The sequence below is a fragment of the Gordonia sp. UBA7860 genome, from assembly GCF_002500165.1.
Lineage (GTDB): Bacteria > Actinomycetota > Actinomycetes > Mycobacteriales > Mycobacteriaceae > Gordonia > Gordonia sputi.
In genome coordinates this window covers 50,801-70,307 of record NZ_DLSO01000024.1, presented here as the reverse complement: position 1 = coordinate 70,307, position 19,507 = coordinate 50,801, and the positions used below count along the sequence as shown (strand labels likewise).

Below are 19,507 nucleotides of genomic sequence, written 5' to 3'. Positions count from 1 at the left end.
GGCACGGACCTGCGCCCACCCGTCGTACATCCGGCAACTCACCCCGGTGCTGCCCTCACCGACCACGCCGCACCCGCCCGAAGCCGTAACTGCGCGAAGCAGCCCGATGTCTTCGAGAACGTCAGCGCGGACGGCCCGATGACCGCCCGCACGTTCGTACGCGTCCTTGTCGACGGCGAGGAACTGGCCGTTTGCTGCCGACAAGCTCGGTCGCGGCGATCGTTCTGCGAGCCTCAGCGGCAGAGTGCTCATCCACGACCATTGCAGCAGCGGTTGCACCAATCGCTCTGCGGCACCGCTGGTTTCCTGTAGGGGATAGGGGCAGAACAGATCGAGGTGGGCGGCGCGCATGGTTGCCACGGTCGCGACGAGTGCGTCGGTGGCCAGGCGCACGTCCGCGTCGACGAAGACGAGGACTGCCCGGTCAGGAGCCGTATCGTCAGCCGCGAACGCAGCCAATTGGGCGCAGGCCCAAGGCTTTCCGAGCCATCCCTCGGGGCGTGGTTGGCCCCGTAGCACGACGAGGCCGTCGTCGTCTGCGCTCAACTGGGCGAGCAGATCCGGTGTCGCGTCGGTCGATTCGTCGTCGAGTACTACGACGCGCGACGGACCGGGCCAGCGCGCGGCGGCACTCTGCAGGGAACGAACGCAGTCCGTTATGTCGGCGGCTTCGTCGCGGACGGGCAGCAACACCCACAGCGGCTCGGGCTCGCACGGCAGAGTGGCGTCGGGAACGCGGATACGGCGCGCGTTGTCGACCGTCAGGGCCAGGCCACCAAGTGCATTGACCGCACCTATGCGAATCAGGTTGCACCACAGCCGATGCGCGAGTCGGTGGTCACGCAGCGTGGACACGGTGACCTCCCGACCGTCGGGCAGTGCGGATCTCCCGTACCACGGAGACCGCAAGCGGCACCGCGACTACGCCCATCACCAGAGCCCCGGTCAACGCCACCGGCGCCCGACCGAAGAACACCGCGTGGGCGAGCACCGACGAGAAATAGGTCCACAGGTATGCGGCCACCGGCACCGCGTCGGTGTGCAGCGTGGGCACGCTGTCGGAGCGCCCGATGGCGGCCTCGAGCACCGTCATCATCAACGCCGACACGAGAAGCCACCCGCCGAAGTTGGTTAGCGGGATGCCTTCCACACCAGGCAGATTCGGCGTGGTGTGCAACCAATACCAGTGTCCGGCGTCGACCATTTGTGGGTCGAGAAAGACGTCCCATGCGGTGAGTGCCCACGCGCCCACGGCAACGGTCGCGACGGGTCCGTGTCTGCCGACAAGTCGTCGCGCGACGTTCCACGCGGGCCAGGCCATCATGATCCAGGCCAGCGGAACCAGAATCCGCACGCCCGCTATCTCCAGGCCGAGCGTCCCGGTGTAGTCGTACTCGCCGAATGGAAAGCCCGTGTGAACGCCGATCGCCTCCGCGAGCAATCCGCCACCGCCCGCGACAACGAGCAGTACCGCCGCGGCGCCCACGCCCCGACTGGTCGCGGCGTCGACGAGCATGGCCGAGGCGAACAGGAGCACCGCAGCGGTGGTCAGGGCGGGGGTGCCGCCGGAGGTCAGCGGAAAGCAGATCTGCACAAGGATGGTCGCGCCCAGGAGCAGCCACGCCAGTCGCGCTGTCACGGTTGCACTCCTGCGTAGCTGCCCTCGATGTCGAGCACGGCCAGGCGCGTGAACAGGTCTTCCGCGTACCAGCGCTGCGGTCGGGTCTCGCGGATCGCATTCGCGTGGGCGGGAGATCGATAGGCGAAGTCGGTGAGGGCAGCGGCGTTCTCCCACAGCGAGAAGGTGCCCTGCAGTCCGATGGGTGACTCTCCGATTCCGACGGCGAGGCGCAGTCCATCGCAACCGGTGAGGTCGGCGACGACCGGCGGAACCGCGCGCCAGAACGAGAGGGCGCGGGTCGGTCGAAGTCGTGCGCGGGTGATGGCGGCGACCGCACCGTCCCACTCGCGCTTACGCGACGGATCGTCGACCTGGAACGGTTCTCGACGCGACCAGCGTCCCTTGGTCGCGAGGGGTGTCATGCGGACCCTCAACTCAGTCGTGCTCACATCCGACCAGCCACGGATCGCGCTCGACGCCGCCCCCGCATCTGCCGCATGACGGTCATCCCAGACAGTGAGCAGTGCCCAGTGACGTGGATCGGCGTCACGCATGGTGAAAGTCTCCCCGGAACCGGTCCCGAGAAGCTTGGCGAATCGCAGACCGGGTACGCGTCGCAGTTGCAGCCGGCTGATCGCTACCCGGCTCACTGCTCGGCCTACCCGCGGGGTCTCCCAAATTCGCAGCTCGACGGCCTGTCCGCTCACCGCGCACCCTCGCCTGGCTGGAAACTCACACACGTTCTTCGGAGTGGCTCGCGGTCGGGATGGGTGAGACGGGCACCGGTCGCGCACGAAGAAAAGGTAGGCTACCCTCACAAACAGGCGGCGATGCGCGGATGGAAGGTCGAGGAATGGTCGAATCACCCACGAAGAATAAGTCGCGTGGCTGGCAGGGCGCGGTTCTCAAGCTCATGGGAGCCGACGACTACGAACTGACGGTGACCGGTTCGCGGCAGATCACCGATCACTATGTCCGCGTCGATTTCACGGGCGGTGGACTGCTCAAGGACCGGCCGGTGCACCCGACCATGTGGATCCGTATGTGGTTCGTGAACAAGCACGGCAAGATCCACCAGCGCGGTTACACCCTCGTTGATCCCGACCCGGCAACCGATACCTTCTCGATCGAGTTCGCGATCCACGACGGCGCCGCGCCGCGCTGGGCACTCTCGGCACAGCCGGGAGACGTGATCAGTGCGACGTTCATGGGATCGAAATTCGCGCTCCCCGAACCTGCACCGAAGGGGTGGCTCGTCGCGGGCGATCCCGCGGCGCTGCCCGCGATCAACTCATTGCTGGAAGCCCTGACGGCGTCCACACCGACTGTTCCCGCGACCATCTGGTTCGAGGTCTCCCACGACGACGACAGGGAACTGCCGATCGCCGTACGCGAGCACGACGCCCTGAACTACGTCGAGCGTGGGTCTGACGGGAGCGCGATCGTCGAGCAGGTGCGTGCCGCGGCATTCGACGCGTCGGACCATTTCGCATGGGTGGCGCTGGACATGACCGCGACCCGCGCAATCGCAGGCGTGTTCAAGAGCGACTACAAGCTCGACAAGAAGTCGGTCAAAGCCCAGGCTTACTGGCGCACCGGTATCGATCCGTCCTGACCGATCCGGGCGCCGGTAGCGCACCGCTTATCCGTTGCGGAACCAGCCGTTGTTGTAGATGTTCCAGATCGCCTGCTGCCAGTAGCCCCACGCGTGGGTTCCGGTGATCGGGAAGTCGGTGCGCAGGTTCACGCCGAATGCCGGCGCTGCGAGCGCGAAGGTGCGGCTCTGCTCACCGGAGACCGCCTCGATGGCCGTCGAGTTGAATCCGGTGATGTAGAAGTCGGTGTTGTTGGCGCCGGGAGGCTGGTGGTCGCCCCACACGCCGGTTCCCGCGTACATCCACAGGTGCAGGCCGTTCATCGACGGCAGATTCTCCGTCGGCGAATGCCGGAAGGCCTCTGCGTTGGGGAACCAGCCCCACATGTCGTTGAGGTTGTAGTGGCCCGCATCCCAGGCAGCTGCGCGCAGCATGGTCTGCATGCCGGTGGCGACGAGGTTCATGAAACCCGACATCGAGACCACGCGCTGGTACAGATCGCGCCGTTCGTTGCCGATGATCACAGCCTGGCTCGCCGACATCGAGAGGCCGACGAGCGTGCGGTTACGGAAACCGTGGCTGTCGAGGAACCGCGGAAGGCTGCCCTTGAGCACGCTCTCCCAGCGGTACGGATTGCGCTGGCCCGCGCTGGCTGATGCCCGCTGCCAATCGGCGTAGAACGACGACTGGCCACCGATCGGCATGACCACGTTGTAACCACGCTGAGCCAGGTAGGCGACGTTGGTCTCCCGCTCCCAGCCGTTGAAATCGTTGGTGGCGCGCAGGCCGTCGAGGAAGATGATCGTCGGCGCATTCCGCGGGTTGGTGGTTTGCGACGGCCATGCGCGGACCGAGACCGGGTGGTCCATGCCGTAGTTGTAGATCTGCTCGTTGATGAAGCCCTTGATCTGCTTGGCGGGCGGACCCCACGCCTGTGCGCTGCCTGCGCCAGAGATCAAGCCGACCACGAGGGCCAGCGCCACCATCAAGACTGCACCGGGCAAAACCCGACGACGTGTGTGGGACACGAGCAATCACTTCCACTAGAAGAACGTGAATTCGAGAGTCGTCCGATCGTCCGATCGGTGACAGTCGATTCAGGAATCGCGATTGAGCCTACAGCGTGTCGTTATCAATTGGTAATACGAGTTTGGCTGATATCCAGGCCCGACCACCAGGAATACCCCGCCAATCCGACAAATCCGTCGTGATTGTTCCGTGATCATCACTCGTCGTTTCCCCAGCGTGCGTCGGGTCGACGCGTAGCGTTGGAGTCGAGTCCGGGTAGCTGCACCACAAGCAATTTTTCTTACGAAAGCTGGAGGTATGCGCTGTGACAACGATAGCGATAGTCGGAGGCGGACTTGCGGGGGCAAAGGCCGCCGAGGCGCTACGTGAACAAGACTTCGACGGTGACGTCGTGATCTTCGGCGTCGAAAACGAGCTGCCGTACGAACGACCGCCGTTGTCGAAGGAATTCATGCAGGGCAGCAAGGACCTGCCGGAGTTCACGGTCCACGACACCGATTGGTACCTCGACCAGCGCGTCGAGTTTCGACCGGGAACCCGCATCGAGAAGGTCGACGCCGCGGCCAAGACCGTGTCGCTGCCCGACGGCACGACGCTGACCTACGACAAGTTGCTGCTGGCCACGGGGTCGTCGTCGCGGGTCATCGACCTGCCGGGTGCCGACGCCTCGGGTGTCCACTACCTGCGGACCGTCAACGATGCCCGCGCTATCCGCGAGACGCTCACCGAGGGATCGCGCCTGGCGATCGTCGGAGCGGGCTGGATCGGCATGGAGGTCGCGGCTTCCGCGCGTGAGCGCGGCGTCGAGGTGGCGATCGCAGAGGCCTCGAAGCTCCCGCTGCTGCGTGCGCTGGGGCCGGAAGTGGCTCAGATCTTCGCCGATCTGCACCGCGAGCATGGCGTCGATCTCCGGACCGAGGTGAAGGTCGCCGAGATCACCACCGAGAACGGTGTGGCGACGGGCCTGCGCCTGGCCGACGGCGACACCATCGCTGCCGACACGGTGTTGATCGCCGCGGGAGCTGTTCCCAACCTCGACGTCGCGGAGTCGGCGGGACTCGACATCGACGGTGGCGGCGTGCTCGTCAATGCGGGCTTGCGGAGTAGCGACCCCGACATCTACGTCGTCGGCGACATCGCGAATGCCGAGCATCCGATCCTCGAACGTCGGGTGCGCGTCGAACACTGGGCGAATGCCCTGAACCAACCGGCAGTCGCAGTCACCAACATGCTCGGTGGCAGCGCCGAGTACGAGAACCTGCCGTACTTCTTCACCGACCAGTACGACCTCGGCATGGAGTACAGCGGACTGGCCGACGGCTACGAGAAGGTCGTCTTTCGCGGTGACGTGCCGGGACGTGAGTTCGTCGTATTCTGGCTCGACGGCGACAACACGGTCCTCGCAGGCATGCAGGTCAACATCTGGGATCAGCTCGACGCCATCAAGCAACTGATCCTCCGCGGAGACCCCGTCGATCCGGAGGCTCTTGCCGATTCGTCTGTGGCACTTGCAGACTTGTAAGTCGTGCACGCGCCGACGACTCCGCTGACCTTCGACGTCGCGCTCACGTCATGGCGTCTCGACACCGTCACGACGGTGATCGTGGCAGCCGTCCTGGCTGTCTACTGGGCGGGTTGGCGGCGGAGTTCGACGGTGTCGCGCGGGTCCGCGTGCGTGTTCACCGGCCTCGGCATCGGAGTCTGGCTGCTCGCGGGCATCAGCGTGGTCGGCGTCTACTCCGACACCCTGTTCTGGATCCGTGCACTGCAGTTCGTGCTGCTGCTGCTGGTTGCGCCGTTCGGACTGGCGTTGGGCCGACCCATGACGGTGCTGCGCGAAGCGCTCGGCTCGCGCGGCCGTGCACGACTCGACGCCGCGATGAACAGTCGGGCCGCACGCGTGCTGCTCGGGCCGATCCCGACGTCGGCGCTGATGCTCAGCGTGCCCTGGCTGATCTACTTCACGGGGTGGTACGAGCTGGTGCTGCGCGACGAGTCGGTCGACGTCGCGACACGACTACTACTCGTGGCGATCGGCGTCGGATACTTCTATGCACGCCTGCAGGTCGATCCCGTTCCGCGCAGATACCCGCAGGCGTTGTCGCTGGGCATCACGACGGTCGAGAGCATCGCCGACGGTCTGCTCGGGATCGTGCTGTGGCAGGGGTCGCTGGTGGCGGTCGACTACTACACGGCACTGCACAGAACCTGGGGTCCGAGTCTGCGCATGGATCAGACGATCGGTGCGGGCATTCTCTGGATACTCGGCGACGTCGTCGGATTGCCGTTCCTCATGGTGCTGTTCCGACGGTTCCGTAACGACGAACGCGAGACAGAAAAGCAGGTCGACGCCGCGCTGGAGTCGAGTGACGAGGCGGCCGTCCCCGACGCCGATGACGCCGCGAACGGATTGTGGTGGGAGTCGGATCCCAATTTGCGGGATAGATATCGTTAGGCGATGCGCACAACCGTCGACCTCGATTACGCGACCGCGATCACTCTCGGGGCGTCGGGCCTGGTGTTTCTTCTTGCCCTGATTCTCGGAGTCTGGAAATACGAGCAGATGCGCAAATCGCCCGACCACCTGGCGCATCCGTACGTCGACATCGCTCACCGATCGTCGCTGCTCTATGCGTTCGCGACCGCTCTGGTCGCCGTCTTCGTCCATCTCAGCGCGTGGCCGACGTGGCTGAACCTCGCCGCGGCGATGGTGATGGTGGTGTTCTTCGTCGGCGCTATCGGCAGCTACATCCTGCACGGGATGCTGCGCGACACCACCAATCAGTTCGCCCGCGAAGACCCGGTGCTGCGGGTGTCGATGATCGCGCTGATGGCCGGCGAGATCGGCGGCTTTCTCGTGCTGTTCGCCGGTTTCGTCGCGGGGCGGTTCTAGGAGTTCAGGACTCCTGCTGGTTGCCGCCCTGCGCGGCGTCGGCTGCGGCAATTTCTGCGCGCACCTGATCCATGTCGAGGTCGTTCACCGCGGTGATGAGCTGCTCGAGTTGTGCAGGCGGGAGTGCACCCGGCTGATTGAAGACCAGCACACCGTCGCGGAAAGCCATCAGCGTCGGGATCGACTGAATGCCGAAGCCCGCCGCGAGCTGCTGCTCGGCTTCGGTGTCGACCTTGCCGAACACGATGTCGGGGTGAGTCTCCGACGCCTTCTCGAAGGTCGGGGCGAACTGTCGGCACGGACCGCACCATTCCGCCCAGAAATCGACCAGCACGGTGCCGCCAGCCGAAATGGTGTCCTCGAAGTTGCCAAGCGTGATCTCTTGTGTGCTCATGAGTCCACGGTACGCAGAAAGGGAATACGCGTCAGGGCGCGACGTCGAGCCAGTCGGTGAACCCGCTCGGGTCGTGCCTGCCGAGGCAGAAGTGCTCGAACATGCCCCAGCCCTCCCGCGTCGTACCGTCGGCTTCGCGGCACCGCGCACGCGCGACGTGATCGGTGGCGCCGAATGCGATTCGCCCGGCGACCGCGGGGTCGGTCATGTCGTAGGTGACGCGTTCGGTGAATCCCTCGCCGCGCCACATGCCGTGCTGCCAGTCCGGGTCGCCGCCGTAGCCGCCGCCGACGTGCAGCGGTGCGGCAAGCAGCGAGTCGACCTCCAAGGTGACCGGCGAACCGTCTGCGGCGGTTGCCGCGATGGTTGCGCCCGTGACCTCGCGGGTCCCGGAACGGTAGTGGATGTCGAATCGCGGCCAGCCGAGTTGTTCGACGCGGCCGTCCTTCCAGACCCGTGAGCAGTCGTTGAGCGTGCGGATGCCGTCGGGTGACTCCTGGACGATCAGCACGAGCTCGAAGTCGTCGAACGCGATGGGGACGTAGGTCCACCACATGCCGTCGAACGGCGGATCGGCGGGACGTCCGGCGGGTTCGGCTTCTCCGACGGGTCGGATGCCCCAGGAGCGGTCGCGGCTACCGATCCACCTCGACGGTTCGACGGCGATCTCGGTGTCGTCGACGCGGATCCACCCCGACCACGACCCGAGTTGGGCGAAACGCTGCGCGTCCAACGTGATGCGGTTGCCGCTGCGCATCACATGCGGCAGTTCTTGCACGACGTCGAACAGTCCGTTCCACGTCAGGTCGAAGGAGATCCCTTCGGTGGGTTCGAGGGTGAGGCGGATCGTGTGGAGGGGGTCGATCACCTCGATGCGGTAGCCGCCGACGTGCTGGTCGAGGCGATTCTGATCGATCGCGTCGGACAGGTGGACCGCGGTCTGTTCGTCGCCGCGTCGGATCACGACGAACGCATCCTTGACCCCGAGGTTGGGGTAGTAGCCCAGGCCGGTCACGAGGAAGATGTCGCCGGTGCGGTCGTGGGCGTTGAAGTAGCACCGGTCGTAGAAGTTGCGGTCAGAGCTGCCCGGCCATGCAATCGGTTGGGGCAGTTGATGAACCGGATACTCGTCGAGTGGTCCCAGCATCAGATCTCCTCGTCGAGTAGTCGCTGCAGTAGTGGGCGGTGGTAGAACAGCTCGGCGTCGACGTCGGATGGTGGCGCCATCTCGCCGAAGTGGATGCGCCGTGACGCGGTGCGCATGAAGATCACTCCCCACATCACCGCCGAGTACAGGTAGAACCAGTGCAGGTCGCCGAGCTCGATGCCGGTGAGGTCGCGGTAGGTGGCGCGGACGTCGTCTTCGCGAAGTACATCGGGCAGTCCGGGCATGCTGGCGAGGCCGACGAGTTCTTGAAAGACGTTGTGGGCGAATATCAACCACGCGACGTCGAGTTCACGTGGGCCAAGGGTTGCCATTTCCCAATCGAGGACGGCAGCGGGTGTGAAGTCCTGATAGATCACGTTGCCGATGCGCGCGTCGCCCCAGTTGAAGACAGTCTCACCGGAGGCGACGTCTGTGGGGAAATGGGTGTCGAGCCAGACCATTGCGCGGTCGAGGAGCGGGGAGCGTCCGAGATCGTCTGCTGCGAAGTCGTAGAAGCGCTGCAACTCGTCGAGGCGTCGACGTAATGGGGTCGACGACGCCTCGCCGCCCTGGTCCAGGAACCCAAAGGTGCTCTGCGCGTTGGGAATTGAATGCAGTGCCGCGATGACACCGATCGTCGCGTCCTGCAGGGATCTGCGCTTGTCGGCGGGGGCATCGAAGAACCAGTTGTCGCCGAAGGTGTAGGGCATCACGTCGGGAGGTACGAGGCCGTCGACGCGGTCCATAAGGAAGAAGGGTGAGCCGAGTAGGTCGCCGCTTGGTTCGAGCCAACGCGTTGTGGGGATGGGCAGGTCGGTCAGTTGTGCTGCGAGGCGCATCGCCTCGAATTGGTGGTCGAGGTGGTACTCCGCGAACACAGGGATGTCGGCGGGCCGTGGCTGCATCCGCATCACCCACTGTTGTTCTCGCGCAACGCCATTCTCGGTCCAATGGCCGGTGAGCATCACGGTTTCCGACGACATGCCGTTGGCTTCGATACCCGCGTCGACGGTCACGCTCGGGTTGGCGCCCGGCGGTAGCAGCTCGCTGAGCCATTGCGCCAGCAATGTCGGGATCGTTGCGGTATTCCGTTCCGATCGCTGCAGATGGTCGAGTTCCTCGAGAGTGGGCCTGGTGCTCATGGCGAGTCCTTTCGCCGGATTACGCTACGCTGAGTAGCGTTATGACACCAGATACGACGACGGATGGCAAGGTTTTCGGAAAAGGTCGTCCCCGCGACGGCGCGATCGACGTGGCAGTACTTGCTGCGGCACGAGAACTGTTGGTGGAGCAGGGATATGCGCGGCTGACCGTGTCGGCGGTCGCTGCGCGGGCCGGTACCACAAAGACGGCGATCTACCGACGGTGGTCGGGCAAACAGGATCTGGTGCACGACGCGACCTTCTCCGGCATGACGGTCTTGTCGGCGTCGACAGGCCATGTCGCCGATGATCTCGAGGTGATGGTCAACCGTGCGCGCGAGGTGTTCAACTCGCCGGTGACACGTGCTGCGCTGCCCGGATTGGTGACCGACATGGCGGCCGATCCCGAACTCCATCGTCGTGTGATCGAGGGGTTCGCGAGTGTGTTCGCAGCGTTTCGGGATCGGCTGGTGGCCGCGGTCGACACGGGCGAGGTACGTGCAGGCACAGATCCCGACCGCGTCGTCGAGATAATGGGAGGCGCAGCGATGTTGCGTGCGTTGCTGTTACCGACCCTGGAGCTGGACAAAGACTGGGGCGCAGGCATTCTCGCGGTTATCGAACACGGCGCTCTCGCAGACTGACTGCCGGTACCCGGATCTCACTGCTTCGTGAGATCCGGTGCGGGGTCGTCGTCTTCGCTGCGCTTTGCGAGAATCTCGGTCACCTTGTACATACCGAGGACGACGATGACGAAGGCGATCACGCCGACGATCTGCGAGCCGTTGGCCCAGCCGTCGCCGACAACCGCAAGCACACCGTCGTCGCCCGTCGACGCGACGATGGCTGCATAGACCACGTTCCAGAGTGCTTCACCGACGATGAGTCCCGTCGCGACGAGCACTCCGATCCGCTTCTTCTGTGCGACGTCACCGCCCACGCGCTCGCACCACTTGTTGTAGATGTGGCCGAGAATGGCGCCCACTGTGATCATCAACGTCACAGACATCGGTAGGTACATGCCCATGCCGACAGCGAGAGGCGGCAGCGCGACCTTCTTGTTCACCCGGCCACTGAATTCGTCGATGATGATGACGACGGCGCCGATTGCCGCGCCGATCCCCAGCATGCTCCAGTTCAGGTCGTCACCGAACACGCCCTTGGCCAGTTCGGAGATCAGACTTGCCTGCGGGGCGGGCAATGCGTCGGCTCCGGCCCCCGGCGCGCCGGCGAACCCGAAGACGGTGTTCATGACGCCGAGGATCGGCGGGATGACCAGCGAACCGAAGCACACGCCGATGATCAATGCCACCTGCTGTTTCCACGGTGTCGCCCCGACGAGCTGACCGGTCTTGAGGTCTTGGAGGTTGTCGTTGGAGATCGTCGCGACGCCGAACACGATGGCGGTGGCGAACAGCGTGAAAGCGACGAGGACAGTCGACTGTTGCGGGTCGGCCGCGCCGTAGACGAACTTGATGAGCAGTGCGGCGATGATCACGGCGAGAATGCCGACACCGGAGATCGGAGAGTTCGACGACCCGATGAGACCGGCCATGTAGCCGCACACCGCGGCGATCACCATGCCGATGATGAAGATGAAAAGAACTGTGGCGGCGATGATTCCGCCCGCACTTCCGGACAGTGCGGTTCCGTGGACGAAGTCCCAGAGCAGCAGCCCGATCGGCAGCAGCATCACGACGATGGTGCCGCCCACGATGGGGAACGGGATGTCACGCTCGGTGATGTCGACGGTGACGCCTTCGCGGCGTGCGCGTGCCGACGCCATTGCGTCGACGATGCCCTTCACGATGGGTGCGATCAGCTTGAGCAGGGTCCAGATGGCGGCGATGGCGATGGCGCCTGCGCCCACGAAACGGACGTCGTCTTTGAACACGGTGCTGACGACGTCGGCGACGTCGGAGTTCGCGGCGAACTGCCCCGCGGACTTGATCGGGAGGATGACCCCGTACGAGATGATCACCCCGACGAACATGGCGATGCCCACGCTCAAGCCCACGAGATGTCCGATACCGATCAGCGAGAGTTGCAGTCCCGCACCGATCATGGTGCCGCCCGAGCCCACGCGGAATGCCGTCGAGACGTCGGTGCTGATCAACTTGAGGTTGCCGAGCAGGGCGAAGATCGCCGACGTGATGCCACTGATCGTGATGGCGCGCAGTCCGATTCGGTTGCGGCGACCTCCCTCTGCGGTGTCGCCGACCTTGAGCACCTCGGCGGCGGCAACGCCTTCGGGATAGGGCAGGTCCGATCCGGTGACGAGCGCGCGGCGCAGCGGGATCGAGTACATCACGCCGAGTACGCCGCCGACGAAGCAGACCGCGACGGTGATCCAGTAAGGGAAGCCTGTCCAGTAGCCGACCATGACGAGGCCGGGGATCACGAAGATGATCGCCGAGAGTGTTCCCGCGGCCGATGCGATGGTCTGGACGATGTTGTTCTCGACGATCGAGTGATGTGCGAAGTTGCGCAGCACAGCCATCGAGATGACAGCCGCGGGAATCGCCGTGGCGAACGTGAGACCGACCTTGAGGCCGAGGTAGACGTTGGCCGCCGTGAAGACCAGGGTGATGACGCCGCCGAGGATCACACTTCGGAGTGTGAGTTCGCGAAGACCTGTCGGACGTTCTGGAGCCGTGACGGACATCTGAGTTCCTCTCGCATCTCGGACACTAGGTGCCCGTCGCCTGCCGAGACTGGCCCGTCAACTCTAAGTCCGCAGGCAGGATGATGTGGGTTGTTGCATTGTTGCTGCCTTTTGTGTCTGGGGCTCGATCAGGCAGGTCGTGTGACATCACATCGCGATTTCACCCAGTGATCATCCCGCGATGGTAGGGCTTATGAGGGGAGGAGCGAACCGTCGGGGACCAATCGATCCGAGAGGCAGTGCACATGTACTACAGCAGCGGCAACTACGAGGCGTTCGCGCGACCACGGAAACCCAAGGGAGTCGACGACAAGACGGCGTGGTTTGTGGGTGCGGGACTTGCCTCGCTGTCCGGGGCGGCATTCCTCATCCGCGACGGCCAGATGAAGGGTGACAAGATCACGGTGTTCGAGCGTCTGAAGCTGCCCGGTGGCGCGCTCGACGGCATCAAGGAACCCAAGAAGGGCTTCGTGATTCGCGGTGGCCGCGAGATGGAGAACCACTTCGAGTGTTTGTGGGACCTCTTCCATTCCATCCCGTCGATCGAGATCGAGGGAGCCAGCGTCCTCGACGAGTTCTATTGGCTCAACAAGGACGACCCGAACTATTCGTTGTGCCGCGCCACCATCAACCGCGGGCAGGATGCGCACACGGAGAACAAGTTCACCCTGAGTGACAAGGCGCAGAAGGACATCGCTCGTGTCTTCCTCGCGACGCGTGAGGAGATGGAGAACAAGCGCATCGACGAAGTCTTCAGCGACGAGTTCTTCGAGAGCAATTTCTGGCTGTACTGGACGACGATGTTCGCATTCGAACGGTGGCATTCGGCCCTCGAGATGAAGCTCTACATCCATCGGTTCATCCACCACATCGGTGGTCTGCCCGATTTCAGTGCGTTGAAATTCACCAAGTACAACCAGTACGAGTCGCTCGTGCTGCCGCTCTACACCTGGCTGCTCGACCAGGGCGTGACATTCCACTTCGACACCGAGGTCACCGACGTCGATTTCGAGATCAGCGGAGATCGTAAGCAGGCCACGAAGATCCACTGGACCGCTGGGAAGGACAGCACGGTGCCGGACAGCGCGGGCAAGGACGGTGTCACCGAGCTGGGTGAGAACGACCTGCTGCTCATGACCATCGGATCGCTGACCGAGAACTCCGACAACGGCGATCACGAAACGCCTGCGAAGCTCAACACCGGACCAGCGCCTGCCTGGGATCTGTGGCGGCGCATCGCGGTGAAAGACCCGTCTTTCGGCCACCCCGACGTCTTCGGCGGCAACATCGACAGGACCAAGTGGGAGTCGTGCACGGTGACCACGCTCGACTCGCGCATCCCGTCGTACATCCAGAAGATCACCAAGCGTGATCCGTTTTCGGGGCGTGTGGTGACCGGAGGCATCGTCACGGCCAAGGACTCCAACTGGCTGATGAGCTGGACGGTCAACAGGCAACCGCACTTCAAGCAGCAGCCGTCCGACCAGATCGTCGTGTGGGTGTATGCACTGCTCGTCGACACCCCCGGCAACTATGTGAAGAAGAGCATGTCGGAGTGCACGGGTGAGGAGATCACCCAGGAGTGGCTCTATCACCTCGGCGTGCCGGAAGAACAGATCCCCGAGATGGCTGCGACCGGCGCGAAGGCGGTTCCGGTGATGATGCCCTATGTGACGTCGTTCTTCATGCCGCGGCAGGCGGGTGATCGTCCCGACGTGGTACCGGAGGGATCGGTCAACTTCGCATTCATCGGTCAGTTCGCCGAGACGAGTCGTGACTGCATCTTCACCACCGAGTACTCGGTGCGTACGCCGATGGAGGCCGTCTACACCTTGCTCGGCATCGAGCGCGCGGTGCCAGAGGTGTTCAACTCGACCTACGACGTTCGCAGCATGGTGGCGGCGACGAGTCGTCTCCGTGACGGCAAGATCGCAGACCTCCCCGGCCCCAGCAAGATCCGCGAGGCCATTCTCGGCAAGCTCGAGGGCAACGAGATCGGCCAGCTCCTCGCCGAGTATGAGTTGATTCCCGCGGCCGGCTCGAAGCGGACCATCCGCAACGATGCGATCGACCTGAACGGGTCGATCGGTGATCACGCGCCGGCGCAGGCGCCCACGGGTGAGCATCCGGGGAGCAAGGAACTCGACTGAGCAGGTCGTCCGCCTCTGTTCGAGCGGCGGACGCGTCGGCGGTCGTAGTGTCGGGTCATGGCCCGAAACATTGCGACCGCCGACGCCGTCGATCACAGCGCACTCCTCGAGTTCCTCCGCCCGCGACACCGCATGTTGCTGGCCACCCAGCGACGTGACGGCTCACCTCAGCTTTCACCGGTGACCGGCGGGGTCGACGACGAGGGACGGATTGTCATCGCGACGTACCCCGGGCGGGCCAAGACGTCGAATGCCAGGCGGAACCCCGACGTCAGCGTGTGTGTCGTGTCCGATGAATGGAACGGGCCGTGGGTACAGGTCAACGGCACCGCCGAGGTGTTCGACATGCCTGAGGCGGAGGATGTCCTCGTCGACTACTTCCGCTCGATCTCGGGTGAGCACCCCGACTGGGAGGAGTACCGCGCCGCGATGCGGGTGCAGAAGAAGTCGCTCATCCGCATCACGCCGACGTCGTGGGGCCCGGTCGCCACCGGCGGCTTTCCCGCCGACATCGCAGCTGAACTCGACGACCGGGAGGGGAAGTAGGTCGGAAGTCGCAGGCCTTCTGTTCGGGCTTTCGACCGGTTACCGGCACAAAGCCCGAACAGATCATCGGTTCGACACCTTGCTCCGGCCGAACTCGGCGACCAGTGCAGCGTCGAAGACCGCGAGGTCGTCGGGCTTGCGGCTCGTGATGAGGGTGTTGGGGCCGTCGCGGTCGACGACCAACTCCTCGTCGACCCAGGTGGCGCCCGCGTTGCGGATGTCGGTCTGCAGGCTCGGCCACGACGTGAGCGTGCGACCGCGTACGACGTCGGCTTCGACGAGCGTCCACGGTGCGTGGCAGATCGCCGCGACGGGCTTGCCCGCGTCGAAGAAACCCTTCGCGAAGGCGACGGCCGAAGCGTCGGTACGCAAAAAATCGGGATTGGCAACGCCGCCGGGTAGCACTAGTGCGTCGAAGTCGGCTGCGCTGACCGAATCGGTTGTCGCGTCGACGCTGAACTTGTCGGCGGCGTCGAGGTGGTTGAATGCCTGCACTTCGCCGTCGCTGGTGGATACGAGTTTCGGTGTGCCGCCGGTTTCTTCGACGGCGCGCCACGGTTCGGTGAGCTCCACCTGCTCGATACCCTCCGGTGCGACCAGAAAGGCGACGGTGATTCCGTTGAGTTCGTCTGCCATGTGACACGATTCCTCTCGTTTGTCATCCCCTACTTCGACCGTACGCGTCGATATCGCTACGCCGATCCGCACGCGGATGCGCAGGACAGACGTACGGTGAAGGCATGGCACTGACGTCAGACGTTGCAGTGATAGGCGCCGGGATCATCGGACTCTCGACTGCATATCAGCTCGCCCAACAGGGATCGACCGTCACTGTGTACGAGACCGGAACACCGGGATTCGGCCAGTCGGCCGGGCAGTCACGGATCTTCCGGCACGCGCACGACGACCCGCGCCTCGTCGAACTCGCTGTGCGCGCTCGAGCGCACTGGCGCCGATGGGAAGACGAACTCGGCGCGCCGTTGGTGTCCGGCGACGGTGGTCTCGCTCTCGGGGACACAGCAGTGCGGAGATTGCCTGCGATGCAACAGTATTCGGAGATCGGGGCGCGCGAGATCGATTCGGACGAGTTGCATTCGCTACTGCCGCAGTTGGCCGACTACGACGGCCCCGCGGTGTTCGATCCCGCCGCGGGCTCCATCCACACACGCACGGCCATCGAACTGCTCAGTCAGAGTTTGGGCGATCGTGTTGTGCGCGAACAGGTTATCTCGCTCAGGAGTGTCGACGACAGCGTGCAGGTGCGGTGTCCTACACTGGTCGGCGATCACGGGGCGGCCGTCGTGTGTGCCGGTAGGGGCACGGCGGCGTTAGCCCGCTCGGTTGGCATCGAGATCCCGGTGCAACTCGGCGCACATGTGCGAGTGTCGTTCGCGGTGCGCGACTCCAGTATCGGTCGTCTGCCGACGTTGCAGGACGGTAGCGGGCAGTTCGGTTTCAGTGGAATTTACGCGGCCGCATACCCGGACCGTTCGGCTTATGGTCTGGGACTGTCGGATTCGGTCGATGCTGATTCTGACGGGACGATCGTCGACGGTGATACGCTCGCCCGCTTTGCCCACGACGCTCGCGCCTATGTGTCGCGCGCACTCCCAGGATTCGATTCGACGCCGACAGGCATCGTGCACTGTTGGGTCACCACGCTGCCGTGGGCGACGACGGCGTCGGGATTTGGCAGAACGGACCGGTCCTGGCAGTCGCCGGACACAACCTGTTCAAGCACGCACCGACGATCGGCGAGACACTCGCGCTTGCCGTCGACGTGGGCTCGGTCCCCACTCCGTTCACCCCTGCCGACAAGCTGGGTGCGGCGCAGGGCTGACCGCGAAACGTCGGGGTGACGTGACGATATTCGCGGCTCACTTCCCCGGGTCCCTCGGGTGAGGTTACGAACGCTTCGGAATCGATGCCTCGCGCGACATCCATCCGCTGGAAGTGCACCTCCATTCCGGGCGTGACGTCAGCACGCCGCGACCGCTCAGATCACTGCATTGTGATCAGTAGGGAGGCGGGTTTTCTTCGTTCCACTTCTCTTCGGCGCGTGCGACTTTCGCGCGTCGTCGGGCGTGGATGGTGTCGATGGTTCGACGCGCGGGATGATCTGGTGGTTTGGCGGGGATGAGTTTGGGGAACAGATCGAGTCCGCCGAAGGCGTTGCCGACAAAGGTGTGCCCGGTGGGGGATACGAAGATCGCCGTTTGCAGGTCGAGTTGGTAGTCACGCCAGCGGCCGAACGTTTTGGTGCGGTGATGAAATCGGCACAGTGGTTTGAGGTTTGTGCGCACTGTCAACCCGCCGCTTGCCGGGTTGCGGTGGGAGAACGGGGTGCTGTGGTCGACGTCGGCCTGCCACACCGGGTTGGTGCAACCGGGGAACGTGCAGCACAGTTCACCCGAGCGGACCAGGGCGAGAAGCTTCTTGCTGGGCACGTAGCGCAGCGCCGAGCGGGCGGCCGCGGCGTGGTCGGGGTGCAGTGGATCGACGCTGCCGACGCCGGTGTCCAGGTAGTCGAATGCTGCGTCGACGGCCAACTCACGGACGGCGTCGGCGTCGATGACTCCGACACCATCGAGGTAGCCGGGCTGATCGTCCTGGCCGTCAAGGGTCGATTGATTTGCGACGACATGAATCATTGCGCGCGGACCCACCGGTGCTGGCATAGGCGTCGGGGTGGGTTCGGTGGTGTCGACGTCAGCGGCGTCGGGGCTGGTGCAGGTGTCGCATCGGCAGGCGAGGGTGGTGTCGCCGTTGGCGAATGCGGTCAGCGCATCGGCGCGACGCTGTGCATGCGTGCGGGGGTCGGCGTCGTGGACGCTGGCGGCGAGTTGGGTGAGGCGTTGGTCGATCAACGCGCCGGAGGCGGCGGGCACGGTGCCGGGCAGTCGGGATTGGCCGGGAGTCCACCGGTCGGGGCGGACCTGGACGTTGCGGTCGGCGTCGATGCGGGCACGACGTCGTTTGACGGCTTCGGCATCGACTTGGGCGACAACAGAATCGACGAGCGCAGCAAATCGTGTCGTTGACAGATGGTCACGGGCTGAGAGGGCGGCCGTGAGGCGGGCGTCGACCTCGTCGATGGTGTCGGGTCCGCACAGGCTGGTGCGCGCGACAGCGATGTGGAACCGCTGCAGGTCGATACGTCCGCAGGCGAGGAGTGAGGAGGTGTAGGGGAGTCGGTAGCGCAGGGCGTGGGCGTCGATGATCAACTCGCGTGCCCGGCCAGGCGGTATCGACAACACGGCGCCGACGTCGGCGATGGTGCGTTCCAACCCGTTGGGCCCGTACTGTGCGCGGGGGTTGTCGCCGGTCAGTCCTCGAGCAGCAAACTTGCGCACAGCTTCTGGTGAGTCTGCTTGGCCGTCGGTGAGTTCACCGATCTCGACGCCGTAGTCTTCTTCATGTTCCTCGTGGATGAGACTGATGGCCGTCAGTAGTCGAAACTGTGCAGAAGCAATAGTGGAGGCGCAGTGCGCAATCACCTCGACCAGATCGGTTTTCGACAGGGATTCGTCCTCGGCGACGCGAGCGAGCACCGGCGGCTGCGACGCGGGTGCGCCCGTGGCGTCGGCCGCGCCGGCCGGGTCGGAGAAGGTTTCCAAGGACATACATCGAACATACAGGCGAGGCCTGACAATTTTCGCTTCTTGCTCAGCGGGCTGTGGAGATCATCTGATGTAAAAGTCGCGCAACTAATTCCGAAGTCGGTCGGCATTCCGAATCAGAGCGATCGCAGAAGGTTCAGCTCGGCCAGTATCAGGTCGCAGCGTTCGGTGACGCCCACTTTCGGGAGAACGGTGATGCTGTAGCCGAGCCTTGCGTACGCGTCGAGCAAACGCGAGTATTCGTCAACGGCGTCTGCGAAATTCAGTTGGCGTTCTTCGTCATTGGCGTACAGCTCCGGCCACGGCGGCGTGAGGAAGATCCGCTGGTGATAACTCTGCAACTCATCGATCGAGCAGGCAGTTGGGCTCTCGTCATGACCGCCCTCGTAGTGACACAGTGCGGTGTCGGCGTCGACGAGGCCACGGTCGAAGAACACCCAGTCGTCACGATTGTGGTGGGCAAGGTCGGCTCGTGCCGTCTCGACGCAGCTGTGAGCGAAGCGAGCGGCGTCCACCCACGGCAACGCGCGACCGCCATTGGCGAGTTCGTCACGAACTATCCGTCTGCCCGGTTCCTCGACTGTGGTGAATCCGCGAGATGCCAAAGCCTCCAGCACAGTTGATTTGCCGCCGCCTGAGCATCCCGACAACACGACTGCACGCGACGGCGGCTGCATGCGCTTCTCCTTCTCTATCAGTGGCTGG

General features: G+C 64.4%; 19 protein-coding genes. 8 read left to right on the top strand and 11 right to left on the bottom strand.

Annotated elements, in window-relative coordinates:
- The 3 genes from B3T59_RS03415 to B3T59_RS03405 all read right to left on the bottom strand — a co-directional run.
- A partial coding sequence (locus B3T59_RS03415; RefSeq protein WP_287001479.1) for a glycosyltransferase occupies positions 1-855 on the bottom strand: 855 nt, incomplete at its 3' end.
- Complete coding sequence (locus tag B3T59_RS03410; protein ID WP_287001478.1) at positions 839-1,639, bottom strand: carotenoid biosynthesis protein; 801 nt, start codon at positions 1,637-1,639, stop codon at positions 839-841. The genes B3T59_RS03410 and B3T59_RS03415, both read right to left, overlap by 17 nt.
- Complete coding sequence (locus tag B3T59_RS03405; RefSeq protein WP_287001477.1) at positions 1,636-2,271, bottom strand: monooxygenase; 636 nt, start codon at positions 2,269-2,271, stop codon at positions 1,636-1,638. Before B3T59_RS03405 ends, B3T59_RS03410 begins: the two co-directional genes overlap by 4 nt.
- Before the next feature lie 203 nt (positions 2,272-2,474).
- Between B3T59_RS03405 and B3T59_RS03400 the strand changes: the two genes are divergently transcribed.
- A complete protein-coding gene (locus B3T59_RS03400; RefSeq protein ID WP_064861869.1) occupies positions 2,475-3,236 on the top strand; it encodes a siderophore-interacting protein in 762 nt (253 codons plus the stop codon).
- A gap of 27 nt (positions 3,237-3,263) precedes the next feature.
- On the opposite strand, the gene B3T59_RS03395 is transcribed toward B3T59_RS03400, so the two are convergent.
- Positions 3,264-4,244, bottom strand: coding sequence for an alpha/beta hydrolase (locus B3T59_RS03395; RefSeq protein ID WP_231894954.1), 981 nt, complete (start codon positions 4,242-4,244; stop codon positions 3,264-3,266).
- A gap of 305 nt (positions 4,245-4,549) precedes the next feature.
- Between B3T59_RS03395 and B3T59_RS03390 the strand changes: the two genes are divergently transcribed.
- The 3 genes from B3T59_RS03390 to B3T59_RS03380 are packed head-to-tail and all read left to right on the top strand — an operon-like array spanning position 4,550 to position 7,138.
- Entirely contained in the window at positions 4,550-5,767 is a 1,218-nt protein-coding gene (locus B3T59_RS03390; RefSeq protein WP_064861871.1) for an NAD(P)/FAD-dependent oxidoreductase, read from the top strand.
- A 3-nt stretch (positions 5,768-5,770) separates the two neighbouring features.
- Positions 5,771-6,700, top strand: coding sequence for a cytochrome c oxidase assembly protein (locus B3T59_RS03385; protein WP_064861872.1), 930 nt, complete (start codon positions 5,771-5,773; stop codon positions 6,698-6,700).
- A gap of 3 nt (positions 6,701-6,703) precedes the next feature.
- The gene (locus B3T59_RS03380; RefSeq protein ID WP_064861873.1) at positions 6,704-7,138 is read left to right on the top strand and encodes a hypothetical protein; all 435 of its coding nucleotides are present in this window, start codon (positions 6,704-6,706) and stop codon (positions 7,136-7,138) included.
- A 4-nt stretch (positions 7,139-7,142) separates the two neighbouring features.
- Here B3T59_RS03380 and trxA read toward each other — a convergent pair whose 3' ends face one another.
- From trxA to B3T59_RS03365, 3 genes are read right to left on the bottom strand one after another with little or no spacing between them, the layout of a single operon-like run.
- Positions 7,143-7,532 (bottom strand): thioredoxin, encoded by a 390-nt coding sequence (trxA, locus tag B3T59_RS03375; RefSeq protein ID WP_049699348.1) that lies wholly within the window; start codon positions 7,530-7,532, stop codon positions 7,143-7,145.
- Between the two features lie 31 nt (positions 7,533-7,563).
- Positions 7,564-8,679, bottom strand: a complete 1,116-nt coding sequence (locus B3T59_RS03370; RefSeq protein ID WP_005203333.1) for a hypothetical protein — start codon at positions 8,677-8,679, stop codon at positions 7,564-7,566.
- A complete protein-coding gene (locus B3T59_RS03365) occupies positions 8,679-9,821 on the bottom strand; it encodes a phosphotransferase family protein (RefSeq protein ID WP_005203326.1) in 1,143 nt (380 codons plus the stop codon). The genes B3T59_RS03370 and B3T59_RS03365 overlap by 1 nt, the downstream gene beginning before the upstream one ends.
- A 41-nt stretch (positions 9,822-9,862) precedes the next feature.
- Here B3T59_RS03365 and B3T59_RS03360 point away from each other — a divergent pair, with 41 nt between their 5' ends.
- Entirely contained in the window at positions 9,863-10,465 is a 603-nt protein-coding gene (locus B3T59_RS03360) for a TetR/AcrR family transcriptional regulator (RefSeq protein ID WP_064861874.1), read from the top strand.
- 17 nt (positions 10,466-10,482) lie between these two features.
- On the opposite strand, the gene B3T59_RS03355 is transcribed toward B3T59_RS03360, so the two are convergent.
- Positions 10,483-12,486 carry an OPT family oligopeptide transporter gene (locus B3T59_RS03355; RefSeq protein WP_287001476.1) on the bottom strand — a complete coding sequence of 668 codons (2,004 nt, stop codon included), beginning with the start codon at positions 12,484-12,486 and terminating at the stop codon, positions 10,483-10,485.
- Between the two features lie 245 nt (positions 12,487-12,731).
- Between B3T59_RS03355 and B3T59_RS03350 the strand changes: the two genes are divergently transcribed.
- Together B3T59_RS03350 and B3T59_RS03345 are read left to right on the top strand one after the other, a co-directional pair.
- On the top strand, positions 12,732-14,636 hold the full coding sequence (locus B3T59_RS03350; RefSeq protein WP_064861875.1) for an oleate hydratase: 1,905 nt from the start codon (positions 12,732-12,734) through the stop codon (positions 14,634-14,636).
- Positions 14,637-14,693: 57 nt separating this feature from the next.
- Entirely contained in the window at positions 14,694-15,182 is a 489-nt protein-coding gene (locus B3T59_RS03345) for a PPOX class F420-dependent oxidoreductase (protein WP_064903299.1), read from the top strand.
- Positions 15,183-15,245: 63 nt separating this feature from the next.
- On the opposite strand, the gene B3T59_RS03340 is transcribed toward B3T59_RS03345, so the two are convergent.
- A complete protein-coding gene (locus tag B3T59_RS03340) occupies positions 15,246-15,818 on the bottom strand; it encodes a type 1 glutamine amidotransferase domain-containing protein (protein ID WP_064861262.1) in 573 nt (190 codons plus the stop codon).
- Positions 15,819-15,922: 104 nt separating this feature from the next.
- Here B3T59_RS03340 and B3T59_RS03335 point away from each other — a divergent pair, with 104 nt between their 5' ends.
- The gene (locus B3T59_RS03335; protein WP_251721714.1) at positions 15,923-17,041 is read left to right on the top strand and encodes an NAD(P)/FAD-dependent oxidoreductase; all 1,119 of its coding nucleotides are present in this window, start codon (positions 15,923-15,925) and stop codon (positions 17,039-17,041) included.
- Positions 17,042-17,197: 156 nt separating this feature from the next.
- On the opposite strand, the gene B3T59_RS03330 is transcribed toward B3T59_RS03335, so the two are convergent.
- Both B3T59_RS03330 and B3T59_RS03325 read right to left on the bottom strand, forming a co-directional pair.
- Complete coding sequence (locus B3T59_RS03330; protein ID WP_287001475.1) at positions 17,198-18,805, bottom strand: HNH endonuclease signature motif containing protein; 1,608 nt, start codon at positions 18,803-18,805, stop codon at positions 17,198-17,200.
- A gap of 113 nt (positions 18,806-18,918) precedes the next feature.
- Positions 18,919-19,479, bottom strand: a complete 561-nt coding sequence (locus tag B3T59_RS03325; RefSeq protein WP_064861265.1) for an AAA family ATPase — start codon at positions 19,477-19,479, stop codon at positions 18,919-18,921.
- Between the last annotated feature and the right edge of the window lie 28 nt (positions 19,480-19,507).